The 14,869-nt window shown below is 71.6% G+C and carries 6 protein-coding genes; 2 read left to right on the top strand and 4 right to left on the bottom strand.

Going from position 1 to position 14,869, the window contains the following annotated elements; all coding sequences use genetic code 11:
- Window positions 1–253: 253 nt before the first annotated feature.
- Window positions 254–1,408 (top strand): oxygenase MpaB family protein, encoded by a 1,155-nt coding sequence (locus tag ACFYW5_RS33660; protein WP_389420933.1) that lies wholly within the window; start codon window positions 254–256, stop codon window positions 1,406–1,408.
- Window positions 1,409–1,475: 67 nt separating this feature from the next.
- On the opposite strand, the gene ACFYW5_RS33665 is transcribed toward ACFYW5_RS33660, so the two are convergent.
- Window positions 1,476–1,841, bottom strand: a complete 366-nt coding sequence (locus tag ACFYW5_RS33665; protein WP_389420934.1) for a MerR family transcriptional regulator — start codon at window positions 1,839–1,841, stop codon at window positions 1,476–1,478.
- A 58-nt stretch (window positions 1,842–1,899) separates the two neighbouring features.
- Here ACFYW5_RS33665 and ACFYW5_RS33670 point away from each other — a divergent pair, with 58 nt between their 5' ends.
- A complete protein-coding gene (locus ACFYW5_RS33670) occupies window positions 1,900–2,229 on the top strand; it encodes a putative quinol monooxygenase (RefSeq protein WP_389420935.1) in 330 nt (109 codons plus the stop codon).
- A 10-nt stretch (window positions 2,230–2,239) separates the two neighbouring features.
- Here the strand turns inward: ACFYW5_RS33670 and ACFYW5_RS33675 are convergent, their stop codons facing one another.
- Genes ACFYW5_RS33675 through ACFYW5_RS33685 form a run of 3 tightly spaced genes read right to left on the bottom strand, consistent with a single transcriptional unit; the run spans window position 2,240 to window position 14,855 of the window.
- A complete protein-coding gene (locus ACFYW5_RS33675; RefSeq protein WP_389420936.1) occupies window positions 2,240–6,118 on the bottom strand; it encodes an amino acid adenylation domain-containing protein in 3,879 nt (1,292 codons plus the stop codon).
- Window positions 6,115–13,749 carry an amino acid adenylation domain-containing protein gene (locus tag ACFYW5_RS33680; protein WP_389420937.1) on the bottom strand — a complete coding sequence of 2,545 codons (7,635 nt, stop codon included), beginning with the start codon at window positions 13,747–13,749 and terminating at the stop codon, window positions 6,115–6,117. The genes ACFYW5_RS33675 and ACFYW5_RS33680 overlap by 4 nt, the downstream gene beginning before the upstream one ends.
- Window positions 13,746–14,855, bottom strand: a complete 1,110-nt coding sequence (locus ACFYW5_RS33685) for a MupA/Atu3671 family FMN-dependent luciferase-like monooxygenase (protein ID WP_389420938.1) — start codon at window positions 14,853–14,855, stop codon at window positions 13,746–13,748. Before ACFYW5_RS33685 ends, ACFYW5_RS33680 begins: the two co-directional genes overlap by 4 nt.
- Window positions 14,856–14,869: the final 14 nt, after the last annotated feature.

The following is a 14,869-nucleotide window of genomic DNA, read 5'->3' on the forward strand; positions in this document are numbered from 1 at the left end:
GTCGGAAGCGTACAGGGGAGGCGATGCGCGGATGCGGAGTGAGTTCCTCCAGTACGCGGGGGGCGTACCCCTCCCGACCTCGAATGGGGGATCGCGGGTCCGGCCTGAGGCCGGAAAGATCACTTTCGCGTTGCCTGGTCTGCGCGCCTTGCGCCGTCCGCCCCTGCCGGCGTCGCCCGGCAAGACAGTGTGTGGTGCCTGCCCGAACCCGGCGACGGAATGATGAGTCCCGCAAGCAAGAGGGAGTTGTGCTGTGCCGCTGACAGCCGCCAACGTCGTGACCGAGATGGAAGCCGCGAGCAAGGCCGGAGACCCGCCCGCCGACCAGCTGGTGTCCGAAATGATCGACAACAGGGAGGTCGACGGGGTCAACCACCTGTTCCGCACCATCAACGAACTGGGGCCGGACCAGGACCTGAGCGGGCTGCCCGAGCGGCTCGCCCAGTTCCTGCGCGAGGCGCAGGCTCCGCCGCCGGGCTGGAGCGAGGCCGATGTCCGGGCGGCGGAGGGCTTCTTCGCTCACCACCACGGGGAAGCGTCCATGCTCCAGGGCACGGTCGGCCTCATCGGCACCTACCTTTCTCCTACCGGAGCCTTCACCCTGCGCTCCACGGGACGGCTGGGCGGCGTAGAGGGACCGGGCCGCCGACTGTCGCAGTCCTCGCGGCTGTTCATCGACATGGGCAAGGAAAACGCCCTGCGGGACCGCAGCCTGGCCGCGACCGTCACGAAGGTGCGCCTGGTCCACGCCTCCGTACGACAGCTGCACAAGAAGAGCGGCGAGTGGGACTACGCCAAGTGGGGAGAGCCGGTCTCCCAGAAGTACACCACCGGCGCCGCCTGCGTCTTCAGCGCCCAGATCCTCCAGGGCATGCAGAACCTGGGCCTGCACGTCGCCAAGGACGACGCCCACGGCTTCATGTGCGCGTGGCACTACATCAACCACTACCTCGGCACCCCGGAGAAGTGGCTCCTGCCCAAGAACGCCGACGAGGTCGAAGCGATCTGGAACGCCCAGCGCGACAAGGAGTGGAAAAAGACCGACGACGGCGTCTACATGACCGCCCAGGCCATCAAGTTCTACCGGGATCTCATCGGCCCCGGGGCCAGTGACGCCTACATCGCCCTGACCCGCGTCGCGCTCACCGACAAGTACGCCGACATGGCCGGCGTCCCGAAAAGCCCCCTCGACCTCGCCGGCAAGCCTCTGGCCGCCGGACACGGCCTCGCCAGCCATGCGCTGGGCGGCCTGGCCGGCGGCACCGCCAAGAAGACCGTCGGCGTGAACCCGTACAAGGAGATCCTCGGAGTCGCGTCCAAGGCCTTCAACCAGGTGGAGCGCTACGCCCTCACCCACGGCGAGGACGACCAGCCGCAGATGCATCAGGAACTGAACGACAACCGCTGACCATGGCTTGCGGCTGAACGTGCAGAACGGCGAGGGCCTGACCGCTCGTGGTCCAGGCCTCGCCGCTTCAACGACGCGCCTCGATCTGTTCGCGGGCCCGAGTGGCGGAGATGAGCCCGGCCAGGGAGGTGCGGGTTTCCGTGAGTGCGGAGATCCGGTCGTCCAGGCCTTCAAGGTGTTCTTGGAGGGTCTCCAGCTTGCATCCGGCGACCGTGCCGTCTTCCCGGATGCACGGCTGCAGGTCGCGGATGACGCGGCTCGGCAGGCCGGCATCCAGCAGCGCTCGGATGCGGCGGACCATGGCGGGGGCGTTGTCGCCGTAGCGGCGGTGGCCGCTGTCGAGGCGGTGGGACTCCAGGAGGCCCTGCTCCTCGTAGTAGCGCAAGAGGCGGACTGAGGTGCCCGTAATGGCGGCGAGTTCGCCGATCTTCATATGGTGCTCCTCACATCCCCTTGAACCTCACACTGGTGTGAGATCTTAGCGTGAGGCCATGACGAACACAGATCGCCCCATAGCCCTCTACGGATTCCTGCGCCCCAAGCCGGAGCGCGCGGACGAGGTCCGGCGCATCCTCTCCTCTTTCGTGGAACCCACCCGGCAAGAGCCCGGCAACCTGCAGTACCACCTCCACGAGCAGGAGGACGGCCGCTTCTTCCTGTACGAGGTCTGGCGCTCCCAGGAAGACCTGGACCGGCACAACGCGACGCCCCCGCTGCGCGCCTTCCTGGAGAACCTGTCGACCTTCCTGGAGGAATCGCCGGAGGGCTACTTCGACACCATGCTCAGCCCGTACCCCGAGGCAGAACCGGTCCCCGCCTGACGAAGCATCATCAGGGCGACAGCCTCGGCCCGAGCAGGGCTGCGATGCGCTTGAGAGGCTCGGCATCGAGCAGTTCATGGTGACCGCACCTGATGTCGTGCGAGGTCACCGACCCGGTGCAGTACGGCTGCCAGGCCGCGGGATTCGCCCCGCCGTTCTCTTCTCCCGTGGCACGGAAGAACATGACCTCGGTGCCGCCCCCGAGAACGGGCGGTCGGCCGACCCGCAGGAGCTCCAGCGCGGACGCTGCCGCCGCGCGCACACCGGTGACGACCGTGTCGCCGAGGACGGCCAGGGAGGCGGGAGGCTCCCCCGTGGAGGAGAAGCCCAGGGTCCGCAGGACTTCGCCCTCTTCCTCGCCGGGTGGGTCCCAACCGTCCGTCGGCAGGTAGGTGTCCAGGAGGGCGAGGAGTTCCACCCGTTCGCCTTCCTCGGTCAGGCGGGCGGCGATCGCGTGGGCGAGCTGTCCGCCGAGGGACCAGCCCAGCAGCCGGTAGGGGCCGTCCCGCTGGACGGAGCGCATCGACTCCACGTGCCGGCGCACCACTTCGTCCGGCTTGAAAGGCCCCGGCCCCGGCTCCGCGAGGTCGGCCGCCTGGAGCCCGTACACCGGTAGGCCGGGGTCGAGGTGCGGGAGCAGGCGGGCGTACGGCCAGGCGAGGCCGCTCACCGCGTGGACGCAGAACAGCGGCCGCCGGTCCGCCCCCTGCCGTAGTGGCAGGAGCGGGCCGAGTCCGGCGTCCGGATGGTCGTCGCCGAGCCGTCGGGCCAGGGCCGTCACGGACGGTGCCTCGAACAGCGCGCGGACGGACAGCGCCGCTCCCGTCATCGCCCGGACCCTGCCGATGAGCCGGGTCGCGAGCAGGGAGTCCCCGCCGAGGTCGAAGAAGGACGCCCCGGGGTCCGGCGCGGGCACGCCGAGCGTCTCCGCGAAGAGCCAGCTCAGCATCTCCTCGCGAGGGTCGAGGGGCACCGCAGTGGCCCGGGGCGGAGGCGGCGGCGCGGGCAGGGCGGCACGGTCGAGCTTGCCGCTCGGCGTCAGCGGGATCCGCTCGGTCTGCACGAACACGGACGGCACGAGATAGTCGGGCAGCAGGGCGCGCGCATGGCGCCGCAAGTCACGGTGATCCAGGGTGAGTTCGGGCCGTACGGCGACGACGTGGGCGACCAGCCCGCGGCCCCCAGCGCGGTCGTCGCACACCGTCACGACGGCCCGCGCCACCAGGGGATGGCGCAGCAGCGCGGCCTCCGCGTCGGCGGGCTCCACCCGGTGCCCCCGGATCTTCACCTGGTCGTCCAGCCGCCCCAGGAACTCGATCGCGCCGTCCGCCCGGTATCGCACGCGGTCGCCGGTGCGGTACATGCGCTCACCCGGCTCGCCGAACGGGCAGGCCACGAAGCGCTCCGCGGTCCAGCCCGGCCGGCGCAGATAGCCGCGGGCCACGCCGGCGCCGGCCAGGTGGAGTTCGCCGGGCACGCCGACGGGCACCGGGTTCAGCCGCTCGTCCAGCACGTAGGCCCTGGTGTTGCGGATGGGGCGGCCGACGGGAGGCTCGCCTTCGGCGCTCCCGTCGCCGGCCTGCCAGGTCAGGGCGAAGACGGTGGTCTCGGTGGGGCCGTACACATTGGTCACCGCGCAGCCGGGTATGTGGCGGTGAATCTCCCGCAGCAGGGCGCCGGACAGCGGTTCGCCGCCCAAGTGGACGCGCCGCACCGCCAGTTCGCCGGTCAGGGCGGGCAGGAGGCTCGCCAGGGCGGTGGGCACCGTGGTCAGGAGGGTGCCGCGCCAGCCGTCGCGTTCGACGAGCGCCAGCAGGTCGTCGACCAGTTCCACGCAGCCGCCGAGCGCGAGCGGCAGGACGGTGTCCTCGATGTGCGCGTCGAAGGCGAAGGAGATCGACCCGAGGACCCGGGCGACCGAGTCGACGCCGAACTCGGCCTCGTACGCGCCGATCAGGTTCACGACACCGGCGTGTTCGACGACCACGCCCTTGGGTGTGCCCGTGGTGCCCGAGGTGTGGATGACGTAGGCCGCGTGGTGCGGGAGGATCGGCCCGCCCCGCTCACGGTCCGCGATCCGGGCCTGGTCGCGTGCCGCGAGGTCGCGGGCGGTGGCCGGGTCGTCGACGACGATCAGGGGGGCGCCGGGCGGCAGCAGGGACCGTTCGGCGTCGGCGGTCACGACGAGGCGGGGCCGCGCCTCGGCGAGCACCCGGGCCAGCCGGTCGGCGGGCTGGCGAGGGTCGAGGGGCAGATAGGCGGCCCCGGTCTTGAGTACGGCGAACAGGGCGACCAGGGCGTCAGGGGTGCGCGGCAGGAGCAGCGCGACGGTCGACTCGGGGCCTGCCCCCGCGTCGAGCAGGAGGCGGGCCAACTGGTTGGCCGCGGCGCCGAGTTCGGCGTACGTCGTCGTGCGTCCCGCGTGGACGATCGCCGGGGCTCGCGGGTTCCGGTCGGCCTGGGCCTCGATCAGGGCGGGCAGTGCGGTCGCGGGGGCGGGGGCGGGGGCGGCGGTGTCGTTCCACTCGACGAGGAGCCTGTGGCGCTCCTCCTCGGGGAGGAACGCCTCGTCGGCGAGGTCGTCGGCGTCACGGTGCGGGTCGTGCGCGATCAGCGTGAGGAGTCGCGCGAACCAGTCCGCGATCCGCTCCGCCCGGTCGCGGGTGAAGTGGGCGGGCTGGAACTCCAGCCGCACGCCGAGGGTGTCACCGGGCGTGCAGACGACGGACAGAGGGTAGTGGGTGGCGTCGAATCCGTCCGCGACGGTGCAGCGCACGCCGGCGTCGAGTGCCGCGTCATGCTCCCCGCCGCCCGCCGGATAGTTCTCGAAGGCCGTGGTGGTGTCGAACAGCGCCTGGTGGCCGGTGAGTCGGTGGATCTCGGAGAGTCCGAGGTGATGGTGCTCGAAGAGTTCGATCTGATCGTCCTGGACGCGTTCCAGCAGCTCCGGCAGCGATTCCCCGGCGCGTACGACGACTCTGGCGGGCAGGGTGTTCACGAGCAGTCCGACCAGGCTCTCCACGCCTTCCACGTCCGCCGCCCGGCCGGAGACGGTCATGCCGAACAGCACGTCGTCCCGGCCGGTCAGCCGGCGCAGGACGAGGCCCCAGGCCACCAGCACCACGGTGTTGAGGGTGACGCCGCAGTCGCGGGCGACACCGGTGAGGGCGGCGGACGTGGCAGGGGTCAGGGTGCGCAGGACCCGCTCCGGTACCGTTACGGCCCGTCCGGCCGCCTCCGGCGCGACCAGGGTCGGCCCGTCGACGCCCGCCAGTGCGACGCTCCATGCCTCCCGCGCCTCGTCGAGCCCGGTGTCGGTGAGCCAGTCCAGGTAGGAGGTGTAGGAGGGCGCCGGCGGCAGTTGCTCGGAGGCGGCCTCTCCTGGCCCGTACAGCCGCCACAGTTCGTCGACGACGAGGGAGGTGGACCAGCCGTCGAGGACCAGGTGATGGCTGGTCAGCGCGAGGCGCCAGCGACGGTCGTCGAGGCGGAGCAGCAGAAAGCGGATCAGGGGCGGGCGGGCGAGGTCGAAGCGCCGGGCGCGCTCCTCGCGGACGGCGTCCGCGGCCGCGTCGCTCTTCGCGTCCGGCGGCAGTCCGGTCAGGTCGGACAGCCGCCAGTCCAGGGGCGGATCGGGGCTGATGAACTGCACCGGCTCCCCGGACGGCGCGGCGCGGAACCCGGCGCGCAGTCCGTCGTGACGGCGCTGCAGCGCACGGCAGGCCTCGCGCAGTCGTACGGCGTCGAGTTCTCCGTCGACTTCGAGGGTCAGCTGGGTGGTGTAGATGTCCTGCCCGTCCGCGTCGTACGCGGTGTGGAAGTACAGGCCGCGCTGGAGCGGTGCCAGGGGGAGCGCGTCCGGGGTGCCGGTGGCGGAGTGCCCGCTCATGCCGTCTCCTCCAGGTTTCGCAGGGCGGCGAACCACGTGTCGGCGAGCTCTTCCCCTTGTTCCCGGGTCAGCAGGCGGCGCGGGAAGGTCCAGGTCACATGGAGTTCGGGTCCGGCGCTGCCGTCGAGCGCCGCGGCGGAGATCTCCAGCAGGTGCGTGAGTGGCATCTCCGGGTCGCCGCCTCCCGCGAGGGCGGGGGCGTCGGCGGCCAGCGTCCAGTCCGCGTCGGGTGAACGCTCGAAGCGGCCCAGGTAGTTGAAGATGACCTGGCGGCGAGGCAACCGCGCGAGGGCGGGCGCGGCGTCGGGGTGGAGGTGGCGCAGGATGCCGAAGCCGAGGCCCTTGTCGGGCATCGCGTCGAGTCTGCGCTGTACGGCGCCGGGGGTGTCGTCCGGTTCCAGTCGCACGGGGAAGAGGCTGGTGAACCAGCCGACCGTGTGCGACAGGTCGAGGTCCTCGGCGATCTCCTCACGGCCGTGGCCCTCGACGTCGATCAGGAAGGGGGCTTCGGCCGCCGTCGCCGGGTCGTCGCCGAAGTGCGCCGCGCGCCAGGTGCGCAGGGCCCGGCCGAGGGTGCTGAGCAGCACCGAGTTGACGCCGGTGCCGAGCGCGGCGGGGGCCTTGGTGAGCACGGCGGCCGTGGGGCCGGCGGACAGGACCCGGGTGACGGTGGTGCGGCTGCGCATCACGTCCCGGGCCGGGTCGAGCGCGGCGGAGCGCAGGATGTCGTCGGTGTCTCGGGCGGCGCCGGTCCACAGGGGAAGTTCGGCGGTCCGCCGGGCGGCCTGCTCCTGGAGCAGGGTGCCCCATCGGGCGTAGGAGATGCCGGTGGGCTCGTCGAGGAGGGCGCCGGTGGCGAGGGCCCGCAGGTCGTGCAGCAGGACGCGCCAGGAGACTCCGTCCACGACGAGGTGGTTGACGACGAGGAGGAGGTGGCCGGTCCGGGTGTCCCCGGCGTCGAACCAGACGGCTTCGAGCATGTGCCCGTCCCTGGGTGCCAGACGCCCCGCGGCCGCTTCGGCGGCCTGGGTCACGGCGGCCTCGCGCTGGTCGGCGTCGAGGTCTCGGACGTCGATGCGCCGGACGTGCTCGCTGCCCCGTACCGTCCCGCGGGGCAGAACTTCGAGTGTCCACTCCGGTGTGCGCCCGAGGCGGATGCGGAGTGAGTCGTGCCGGTCGAGCAGGGACTGTACGAGCCCGGCGACGAAGGGGAGGTCCAGCGCTGCGGGGACGCGCACCAGCACGGACTGGTGGAAGGCGTCGACCGGGCCGCCCCGGTCGCGCTGCCACTGGATGATCGGGGTGAGGGGTACGGAGGCCGGGGGCGTGCCGGTGTCGGGCCGGTGGGCGCCGTCACGGTCACGCGCCTGCGGTGCCGCCTCGGGCGCCGGGTGTGCGGAGGTGCCGGGCGTGCGTTCGCGGGCGTGCGGGGCGAGTCCGGCGACGGTCTTGTGCCGGAAGATGTCCCTGGCGGAGACGGTGAGACCTCGTTTACGGGCTCCGGCGACCAGTCGGATGGAGAGGATGCTGTCCCCGCCGAGGTCGAAGAAGGAGTCGTCCAGCCCGACCTCGGGCAGGCCCAGGATGTGCGCGAAGAGCTCGCGGAGCACGCGTTCGACCTCGTTGGTGGGTTCGCGGCGGGCGGCGACGGCCGACTCGGCCTGGGGTGCGGGGAGGGCGGCGCGGTCCAGCTTGCCGTTCGGCGTCAGCGGCAGACCGTCTTCAAGGACCATCACCACCGACGGAACCATGTAGTCCGGCAACAGCTCCACCGCCCGCTCCCGCACACGCTCCGCCAGCCGTTCCGTCGATCCCGAGGCCGGTACGACGTGAGCCAACAGGCGGCCGTCGCGCACCGAGGCGACCGCCTGCGCGACACCGTCACATCCCGCCACCACCCCCTCCACCTCACCGAGTTCCACCCGGAACCCACGCACCTTCACCTGCTGATCCGCCCGCCCGACGAACTCCAACTCCCCGTCCGCCGCCCACCGCACGAGGTCCCCGGTGCGGTACATCCGCTCCCCCGCACCCCCGAACGGACACGCCACAAAACGCCCCGCCGTCACACCCGGCGCACCCAGATACCCCCGCGCCACCCCGACCCCCGACACATACAACTCCCCCACCACACCCACCGGCACCAACCGAAGACCGGCGTCCAGCACGAACGCGCGGTATCCGTCCAGAGGGCCGCCGATGGGCGGGCGTGCGTGGTTGTCGTCGTCGATGCGGGCCGCGAGCGACCAGACGGTGGTCTCCGTGGGGCCGTACACATTGGTGACCTCGGCGGCGAGCGAGTGCAGCCGGCCGGCCAGGGCGGCGGGCAGGGCTTCGCCTCCGACGAGGACGCGCAGACCCACGACGGCCTCCGGGACTTCGGACACGAGCCCGGTCCACAGCGACGGGGTGGCCTGCAGGGCCGTGACGCCGTGCTCCCGGATCAGGTGGGCGAGCGCCCGGGGATCGCGTACGTCGTCCTGACCGGCCAGGACTACGGCCGCACCGTGCAGCAGCGGGAGCAGCAGTTCGAGCTGGGCGATGTCGAAGGAGACGGTGGTCGGGGCGAGCAGTCGGTCGTCCGGGCCCAGCGGCAGATGGCGTTCCATGGCCGTCAGCAGCCGGGCGAGATTGCCGTGGCTGACCGCGACGCCCTTGGGACGGCCGGTGGAGCCCGAGGTGTGGATGACGTAGGCCAGGCGCTCGTCGGCGCGGGCGGCGGGCGCGAGTTCGGCGGCCGGCAGGTCGGCCGAGGACAGGCCCGGCGAGCAGGTGGCGTCGGTGAGGACGGTGACCGGTGAGACCTCGGCGAGGATCGACTCGGTGCGGGCCCGTGGGTGCCGGGGGTCGAGGGGGAGGTAGGCGGCGCCCGTCTTCAGGACGGCCAGGAGTGCGACGACGAGGTCAGCGGAGCGTTCCATCGCGATCGCGACCAGCTGCTCGGGCCCCGCACCCGCGGCCAGCAGGTGACGGGCCAACTGGTTGGCCCGCTGGTCGAGTTCCCGGTACGACAGGCTTGTGGCGCCGAAAACGACGGCCGTGGCGTCAGGAGTGGCCGCGGCTCGGGCTTCGAACCGGTCCGTCACGGAGGCGGGCTCCACCGTCAGTTGCCGCCCGGCGCCGCGGGCCAGGAGGGGCGCGCGCTCGGCCGGCCCGAGGAGGTCCATCGTGCTGAGCGGACGCCGTGGGTCCGCGGTCACCTCGGTGACGAGGTGTTCCAGGCACCCTGCGAGCCGTCGCGCCGTCGCCTCCTCGAAGAGGTCCCGCGCGAACAGCAGCCGCCCTTCCAGGCCGCCCGCCCGCTCATGGACGTCGAAGAGCAGGTCGAAGTCGATCCGGTCGTCGCCCTCGATTTCCAGCAACTCCGTGTCCAGACCGCGGAACTGCCCCTGGGCGACCGCGTTGTTCTGCAGGCTCAGCATCACCTGGAACAGCGGATGCCGCCCCGCCGAACGCACCGGATTGACCGCCTCCACCACCCGCTCGAACGGCACATCCTGATGCTCCAACGCCCCCAGCACACCCGACCGCACCCGCCCCAGCAACTCACCGAACGACGGATCCCCCGACACATCCGACCGCACCACCACCGTGTTCACGAAACACCCGACCAACTCCTCCAATCCCACATCCGAACGCCCCGCCACGGGACTACCGACCACCACGTCCTCCCCCGCACCCGTCCGCGACAACACACCCGCCACCACCGCATGCAGCACCATGAACAGACTGGACCCGTGGTCACGGGCGAGCCGTTCGAGGGCGGCGCACCGCTCGGGCGGGATGTGCAGGCGTACGGAGCCCGCGCGGCCGGAGGCCAAGGCGGGCCGGGGCCGGTCCAGGGGCAGGGCCAGCTCCTCGGGCAGGTTCCTCAACGTCTCTCGCCAGAAGTCGAGCTGACGCTTCTCCAGGCCGTCCGCTTGCAGAAGTTCGCTCTGCCAGAGCGTGAAGTCGCGGTACTGGACGGGCAGTTCGGCCCACTCGGGAGCGGTGTCGGCCGCGCGGGCCGCGTAGGCCGAGGCGAGGTCCCCTACGAAGGGAGCGGCCGACCAGCCGTCGAAGGCGATATGGTGCACCGCCACCACCAGCACGTGCTCCGTGGGTCCGACGGCCAGCAGTTTCGCGCGCAGGGGCACCTCGCGCGTCAGGTCGAAGCCCGTAGCAGCGAACTCGGCGATACGGGTGCTCACTTCGTCGTCAGACACGGATTCCAGCTCCATGGCGGTTACGTCACCAGCCTCCAGAACCTGCTGGTGCGCCACTCCGCCGGTCACGGGAAGGACCGTGCGCAGGCTCTCGTGGCGCTGGACCACATCCCGCAGGGCCGCCCGCAGTGCCGGCACGTCCAGCTCTCCGGACAGCCGCAGGGCGGTGGTGATCACGCGCGTGTCCGTGCCTCCCGTGCCCTCTTCGAGCTGACCCTGGAACCAGAAGCGCAGTTGCGATGGGGATAGGGGAGCCTGCTCGGAGCGGGGACGCCGGGTGAGCGGCGGGCGCGTCTCGGCCGGGCCGCCGCAGCGGGCGGCCAGACCGGCCGGCGTGGGCGCCTCGAACACCTCACGCAGGTCGACCTCCGCGCCGAGGGTCGCGCGGATTCGGCTGACGAGGCGTACGGCGAGGAGCGACTGGCCGCCGAGGGCGAAGAAGGAGTCGTCGACCCCGACGTCCGGCACGCGGAGGATGTCGGCGAACATCTCGCACAGCGCCTGCTCGACCTCGTTGACGGGTTCGCGACGGGTGGTGGCGGCCGACTCGGCCCGGGGTACGGGGAGGGCGGCGCGGTCCAGCTTGCCGTTCGGCGTCAGCGGCAGACCGTCTTCAAGGACCATCACCACCGACGGAACCATGTAGTCCGGCAGCAGCTCCACCGCCCGCTCCAGCACGCGTTCCGCCAACCGCTCCCCGGTCTCCGGCTCAGGCACTACATAGGCGAGCAACCGGCCGTCCCGCACCGAGGCGACCGCCTGCGCGACACCGTCACACCCCGCCACCACCCCCTCCACCTCACCGAGTTCCACCCGGAACCCACGCACCTTCACCTGCTGATCCGCCCGCCCGACGAACTCCAGCCCTCCGCTCGCCGTCCACCGCACGAGATCCCCGGTGCGGTACATCCGCTCCCCCGCACCCCCGAACGGACACGCCACAAAACGCCCCGCCGTCACACCCGGCGCACCCACATATCCGCGCGCCACCCCGACCCCCGACACATACAACTCCCCCACCACACCCACCGGAACCGGCGCCAGCCCCTCGTCCAGCACGAACACTCGGGAGCCGTCCATCGGACCGCCGATGGACGGCTTCTCGCCCTGGCCGAAGGAGGCGGTGGTGAGGTGCTCGTACGTCGTGAAGGTGGTGTTCTCCGTCGGGCCGTAGCCGTTGGTGACGGTGATGTGCGGGAAGAGCCGCAGCGCCTCGGCCACGGCGGGGCCCGAGGCCTGCTCGCCGCCGATCCAGACGTGTTTGAGGGTGCCGAGGACAGAACTTCGCTCCGCGACGAGGGAGTTGAAGAGCGAGGTGGTGAAGAAGGCCGCGCTCACACCGTGGGTGTCTACCGCGCGCTCCAGTGCGGCGGCAGATGTGTCCCGCGGTGGTACGACGACGACCGTGCCCCCGTTGAGCAGCGGCACCCACAGTTCGTAGGTCGACGCGTCGAAGGAGTACGCCGAGTGCGCGAGGACGCGGGAGTGGTCCTGAGTCGTCCAGCAGGTGTCCGCCGCGAAGCCCAGGATGTTGCCGTGGGTCACGGCAACGCCCTTGGGGCGTCCGGTGGAGCCGGAGGTGTACATCACGTACGCGACCTGGTCGGCTCCGGCCACTGGGGCGGCGTACGGCGTCTCGGGCGCGTCGTCGGCCGCCGCGCCGAGCCGGGGTTCGTCGGCTTGGATGACGGGGAGAGTCGGTGCCGTGTCGCGCAGGGCCGCGCGAGTGTGCGTCGCGGTGTCGACCACCATGACGCGGGGTTTCGACTCCTTGAGCACCGCGCCGAGCCGGGAGTCGGGGCTGCGCAGGTCGAGGGGGAGGTAGGCGGCGCCGGTCTTCAGGACGGCCAGGAGTGCGACGACGAGGTCAGCGGAGCGTTCCATCGCGATCGCGACCAGCTGCTCGGGCCCGACGCCCGCGGCCAGCAGGTGACGGCCCAACTGGTCGGCTTGCTCGTCGAGTTCGCGGTACGACAGCTCCCGTGTGCCGCACACCAGTGCCGTGGCGTCGGGTGTGCGGGCCACCTGTGCCGTGAAGCGGTGCACCACCGACCGGTCGAGGGGTGCCTGCGCGGTGCCGGTGCCCCGGGCGAGGACGGTCTCGCGCTCGGCGTGCCCCAGCAGGTCCACGGCGTTCAGGCGGAGTTCGGGGTCAGCGGCCACTTGGTCCACGAACCGTACGAAGCGGTGGGCCAGTCCTCGCGCCGTTTCGTCGTCGAAGAGGTCCCGTGCGAAGAGGAGCCGTCCCTCGATCTCCTCGCCCACCTGGCGGAAGTCGAAGAGCAGGTCGAAGTCGGTGGTGTCGGCGGGTGCCGGGTACTCCCAGTGTGTGTCCAGGCCCGGGAACTGGCCCTGGGCGACCGCGTTGTTCTGCAGGCTCAGCATCACCTGGAACAGCGGATGCCGCCCCGCCGAACGCACCGGATTGACCGCCTCCACCACCCGGTCGAACGGCACGTCCTGATGCTCCAATGCCCCCAGTACCGCCGCTCGCACCCGGCCCAGCAACTCACCGAACGACGGATCCCCCGACACATCCGACCGCACCACCACCGTGTTCACGAAACACCCGACCAGCTCCTCAAGTCCCGCATCCGAGCGCCCCGCCACGGGACTACCGACCACCACGTCCTCTCCCGCACCCGTCCGCGACAACACACCCGCCACCACCGCATGCAGCACCATGAACAGACTGGACCGGTTGTGGCGGGCGACTGCGGACAGGGCGTACAGGGTGGGGGATCCGATGGTGAACTCGATCAGTCCGGCGGGGTGGGTGCCGGTTGTCCGGCCGGGGCGGTCGAAGGGCAGGGGCAGTTCGTCGGGCAGGACGTGGAGCGTGGTGCGCCAGGAGTCGAGTTGCCGCTCCTCGAAGCCCTCCGAGGCCAGCAGTTCCCGCTGCCACAGGGTGAAGTCGGCGTACTGCACCGGCAGTTCGTCATGGACGGGCGCGGTGCCGCGCAGCCGTGCCGTGTAGGCGGTCGACAGGTCGCGTACGAAGGGGCCGACCGACCAGCCGTCGAAGGCGATGTGGTGGACCGCCACCACCAGCACATGCTCCACCGGTCCGACGGTCAGCAGCTTCGCGCGGACCGGCAGCTCGTACGACAGGTCGAAGCGGCCCCCGCACACCGCGGCGATCGCGTCCGGCAGTCCCTCCGGGGTGACATCCGCGCGGCCCAGTACCAGGTCGCACGACCGGTCGGGGCCGAGCACGCGCTGGTGAGGTACTCCGTCGGTCACCGGGAAGACGGTGCGCAGGCTCTCGTGCCGGGCCACCACGTCCCGCAGGGCCGCTTCCAGGGCGGCCGTGTCCAGCTCACCGGACAGGCGCAGCAGCACGGGGGCGGCCGGTGACGCGTGACGGTCGCCGCCGTGCTCCTCCTGGAACCAGAAGCGGGCCTGGGAGAAAGACAGGGGGATCATGCTGCGCTCGACCTCCGGACTCGGTGGGTGGCTGTGCCGGCGCCGGGCTGGTCGGCACTGGAAACCGCGCGGAGGTCGCCGATCCGGCGCAGTCCGGCGAGCACGGCCTTGGTGTCGACGCCGAAGTCGATCAGGCAGGCGATCTCGTCGACTCCCGCGGCGCGCACGGCGTCGACCGTGCGACGGGCGTCGTCGACGGTTCCGAACAGGCCCCGCTGGTCGAAGTACGTCTCGAAGGAACGGGTGAGGAGGAAGTCGATGTCCTCGACGTCCAGGGAGTCCAGGTCCAAGTCGGGGTCGGCCTCGGTGAACGAACGGGTCACCAGGTGAATGGAGCTTCTGAGGTAGTCACGCAGGGGCTCGCGCACGGTGTCCCGGGCCTCGGCGCGGGTCTCGGCCAGATAGGTGTGGAGCATCAGGACGACATGGCCGTCCCAGCCGTCGTGAGTGCGGCGGGCCGTCCGGCGGTACTCGGCGATCTTCTCGGCCAGCTCGTCGAGGCTCTGGTGGAGCAGATGCGTCAGCACCCCGGCGCGGGCCCGGGCCGCGGCGCGGAAGGTGTCGACCTCGCCCGCACTCGTCACCCAGACCGGCAGCTCCGGCTGAACGGGCGGGGGAAAGACGCGGACGGTGGTGGGCGCTCCGTTGCCGTCGGTCACGTCGAGCGGTTCACCGCGCCACAGCCGTCGTACCTCTTCGAGGCGCTGCAGCAGCACCGTCTTGCGGTCGGCGTACGCGGCGTGGCCGAGGGCGAAGTCGGCGGGATGCCAGCCGGAGGCGAAGGAGACGCCCACGCGTCCGCCGGAGAGGTTGTCCACCACGGACCATTCCTCGGCGATACGGGCGGGGTGGTGGAGGGGCGCGACGACGCTTCCGGCGCGGATGGCGATGTGGTGCGTCGCGGTGGCGAGCGCGGCGCCCGTCACCGCCGGGTTGGGGTAGAGCCCGCCGAAGGGGTGGAAGTGGCGTTCGGGCGTCCATACGGCCGTGAAGCCGTTGCGGTCGGCGAACCGGGCTCCCTCCAGCAGCAGTTCGTACCGTCCGCGGGGGTCGCCGGTCGGCGTGCCGGCGCTGTCGTCGGCGAAGTAGAAGAGACTGAAGTCCATGGCGGGGGTCCCCT

Origin of the sequence: Streptomyces sp. NPDC002779, from assembly GCF_042888685.1 — a bacterium.
Classification (GTDB): domain Bacteria; phylum Actinomycetota; class Actinomycetes; order Streptomycetales; family Streptomycetaceae; genus Streptomyces.

Bases quoted from the DNA above. Each gene is read 5' to 3' on its own strand.
- ACFYW5_RS33675 (WP_389420936.1), bottom strand. From the start codon at position 6,118: ATGAGCGGGCACTCCGCCACCGGCACCCCGGACGCGCTCCCCCTGGCA.
- ACFYW5_RS33665 (WP_389420934.1), bottom strand. From the start codon at position 1,841: ATGAAGATCGGCGAACTCGCCGCCATTACGGGCACCTCAGTCCGCCTC.
- ACFYW5_RS33685 (WP_389420938.1), bottom strand. From the start codon at position 14,855: ATGGACTTCAGTCTCTTCTACTTCGCCGACGACAGCGCCGGCACGCCG.
- ACFYW5_RS33680 (WP_389420937.1), bottom strand. From the start codon at position 13,749: ATGATCCCCCTGTCTTTCTCCCAGGCCCGCTTCTGGTTCCAGGAGGAG.
- ACFYW5_RS33670 (WP_389420935.1), top strand. From the start codon at position 1,900: ATGACGAACACAGATCGCCCCATAGCCCTCTACGGATTCCTGCGCCCC.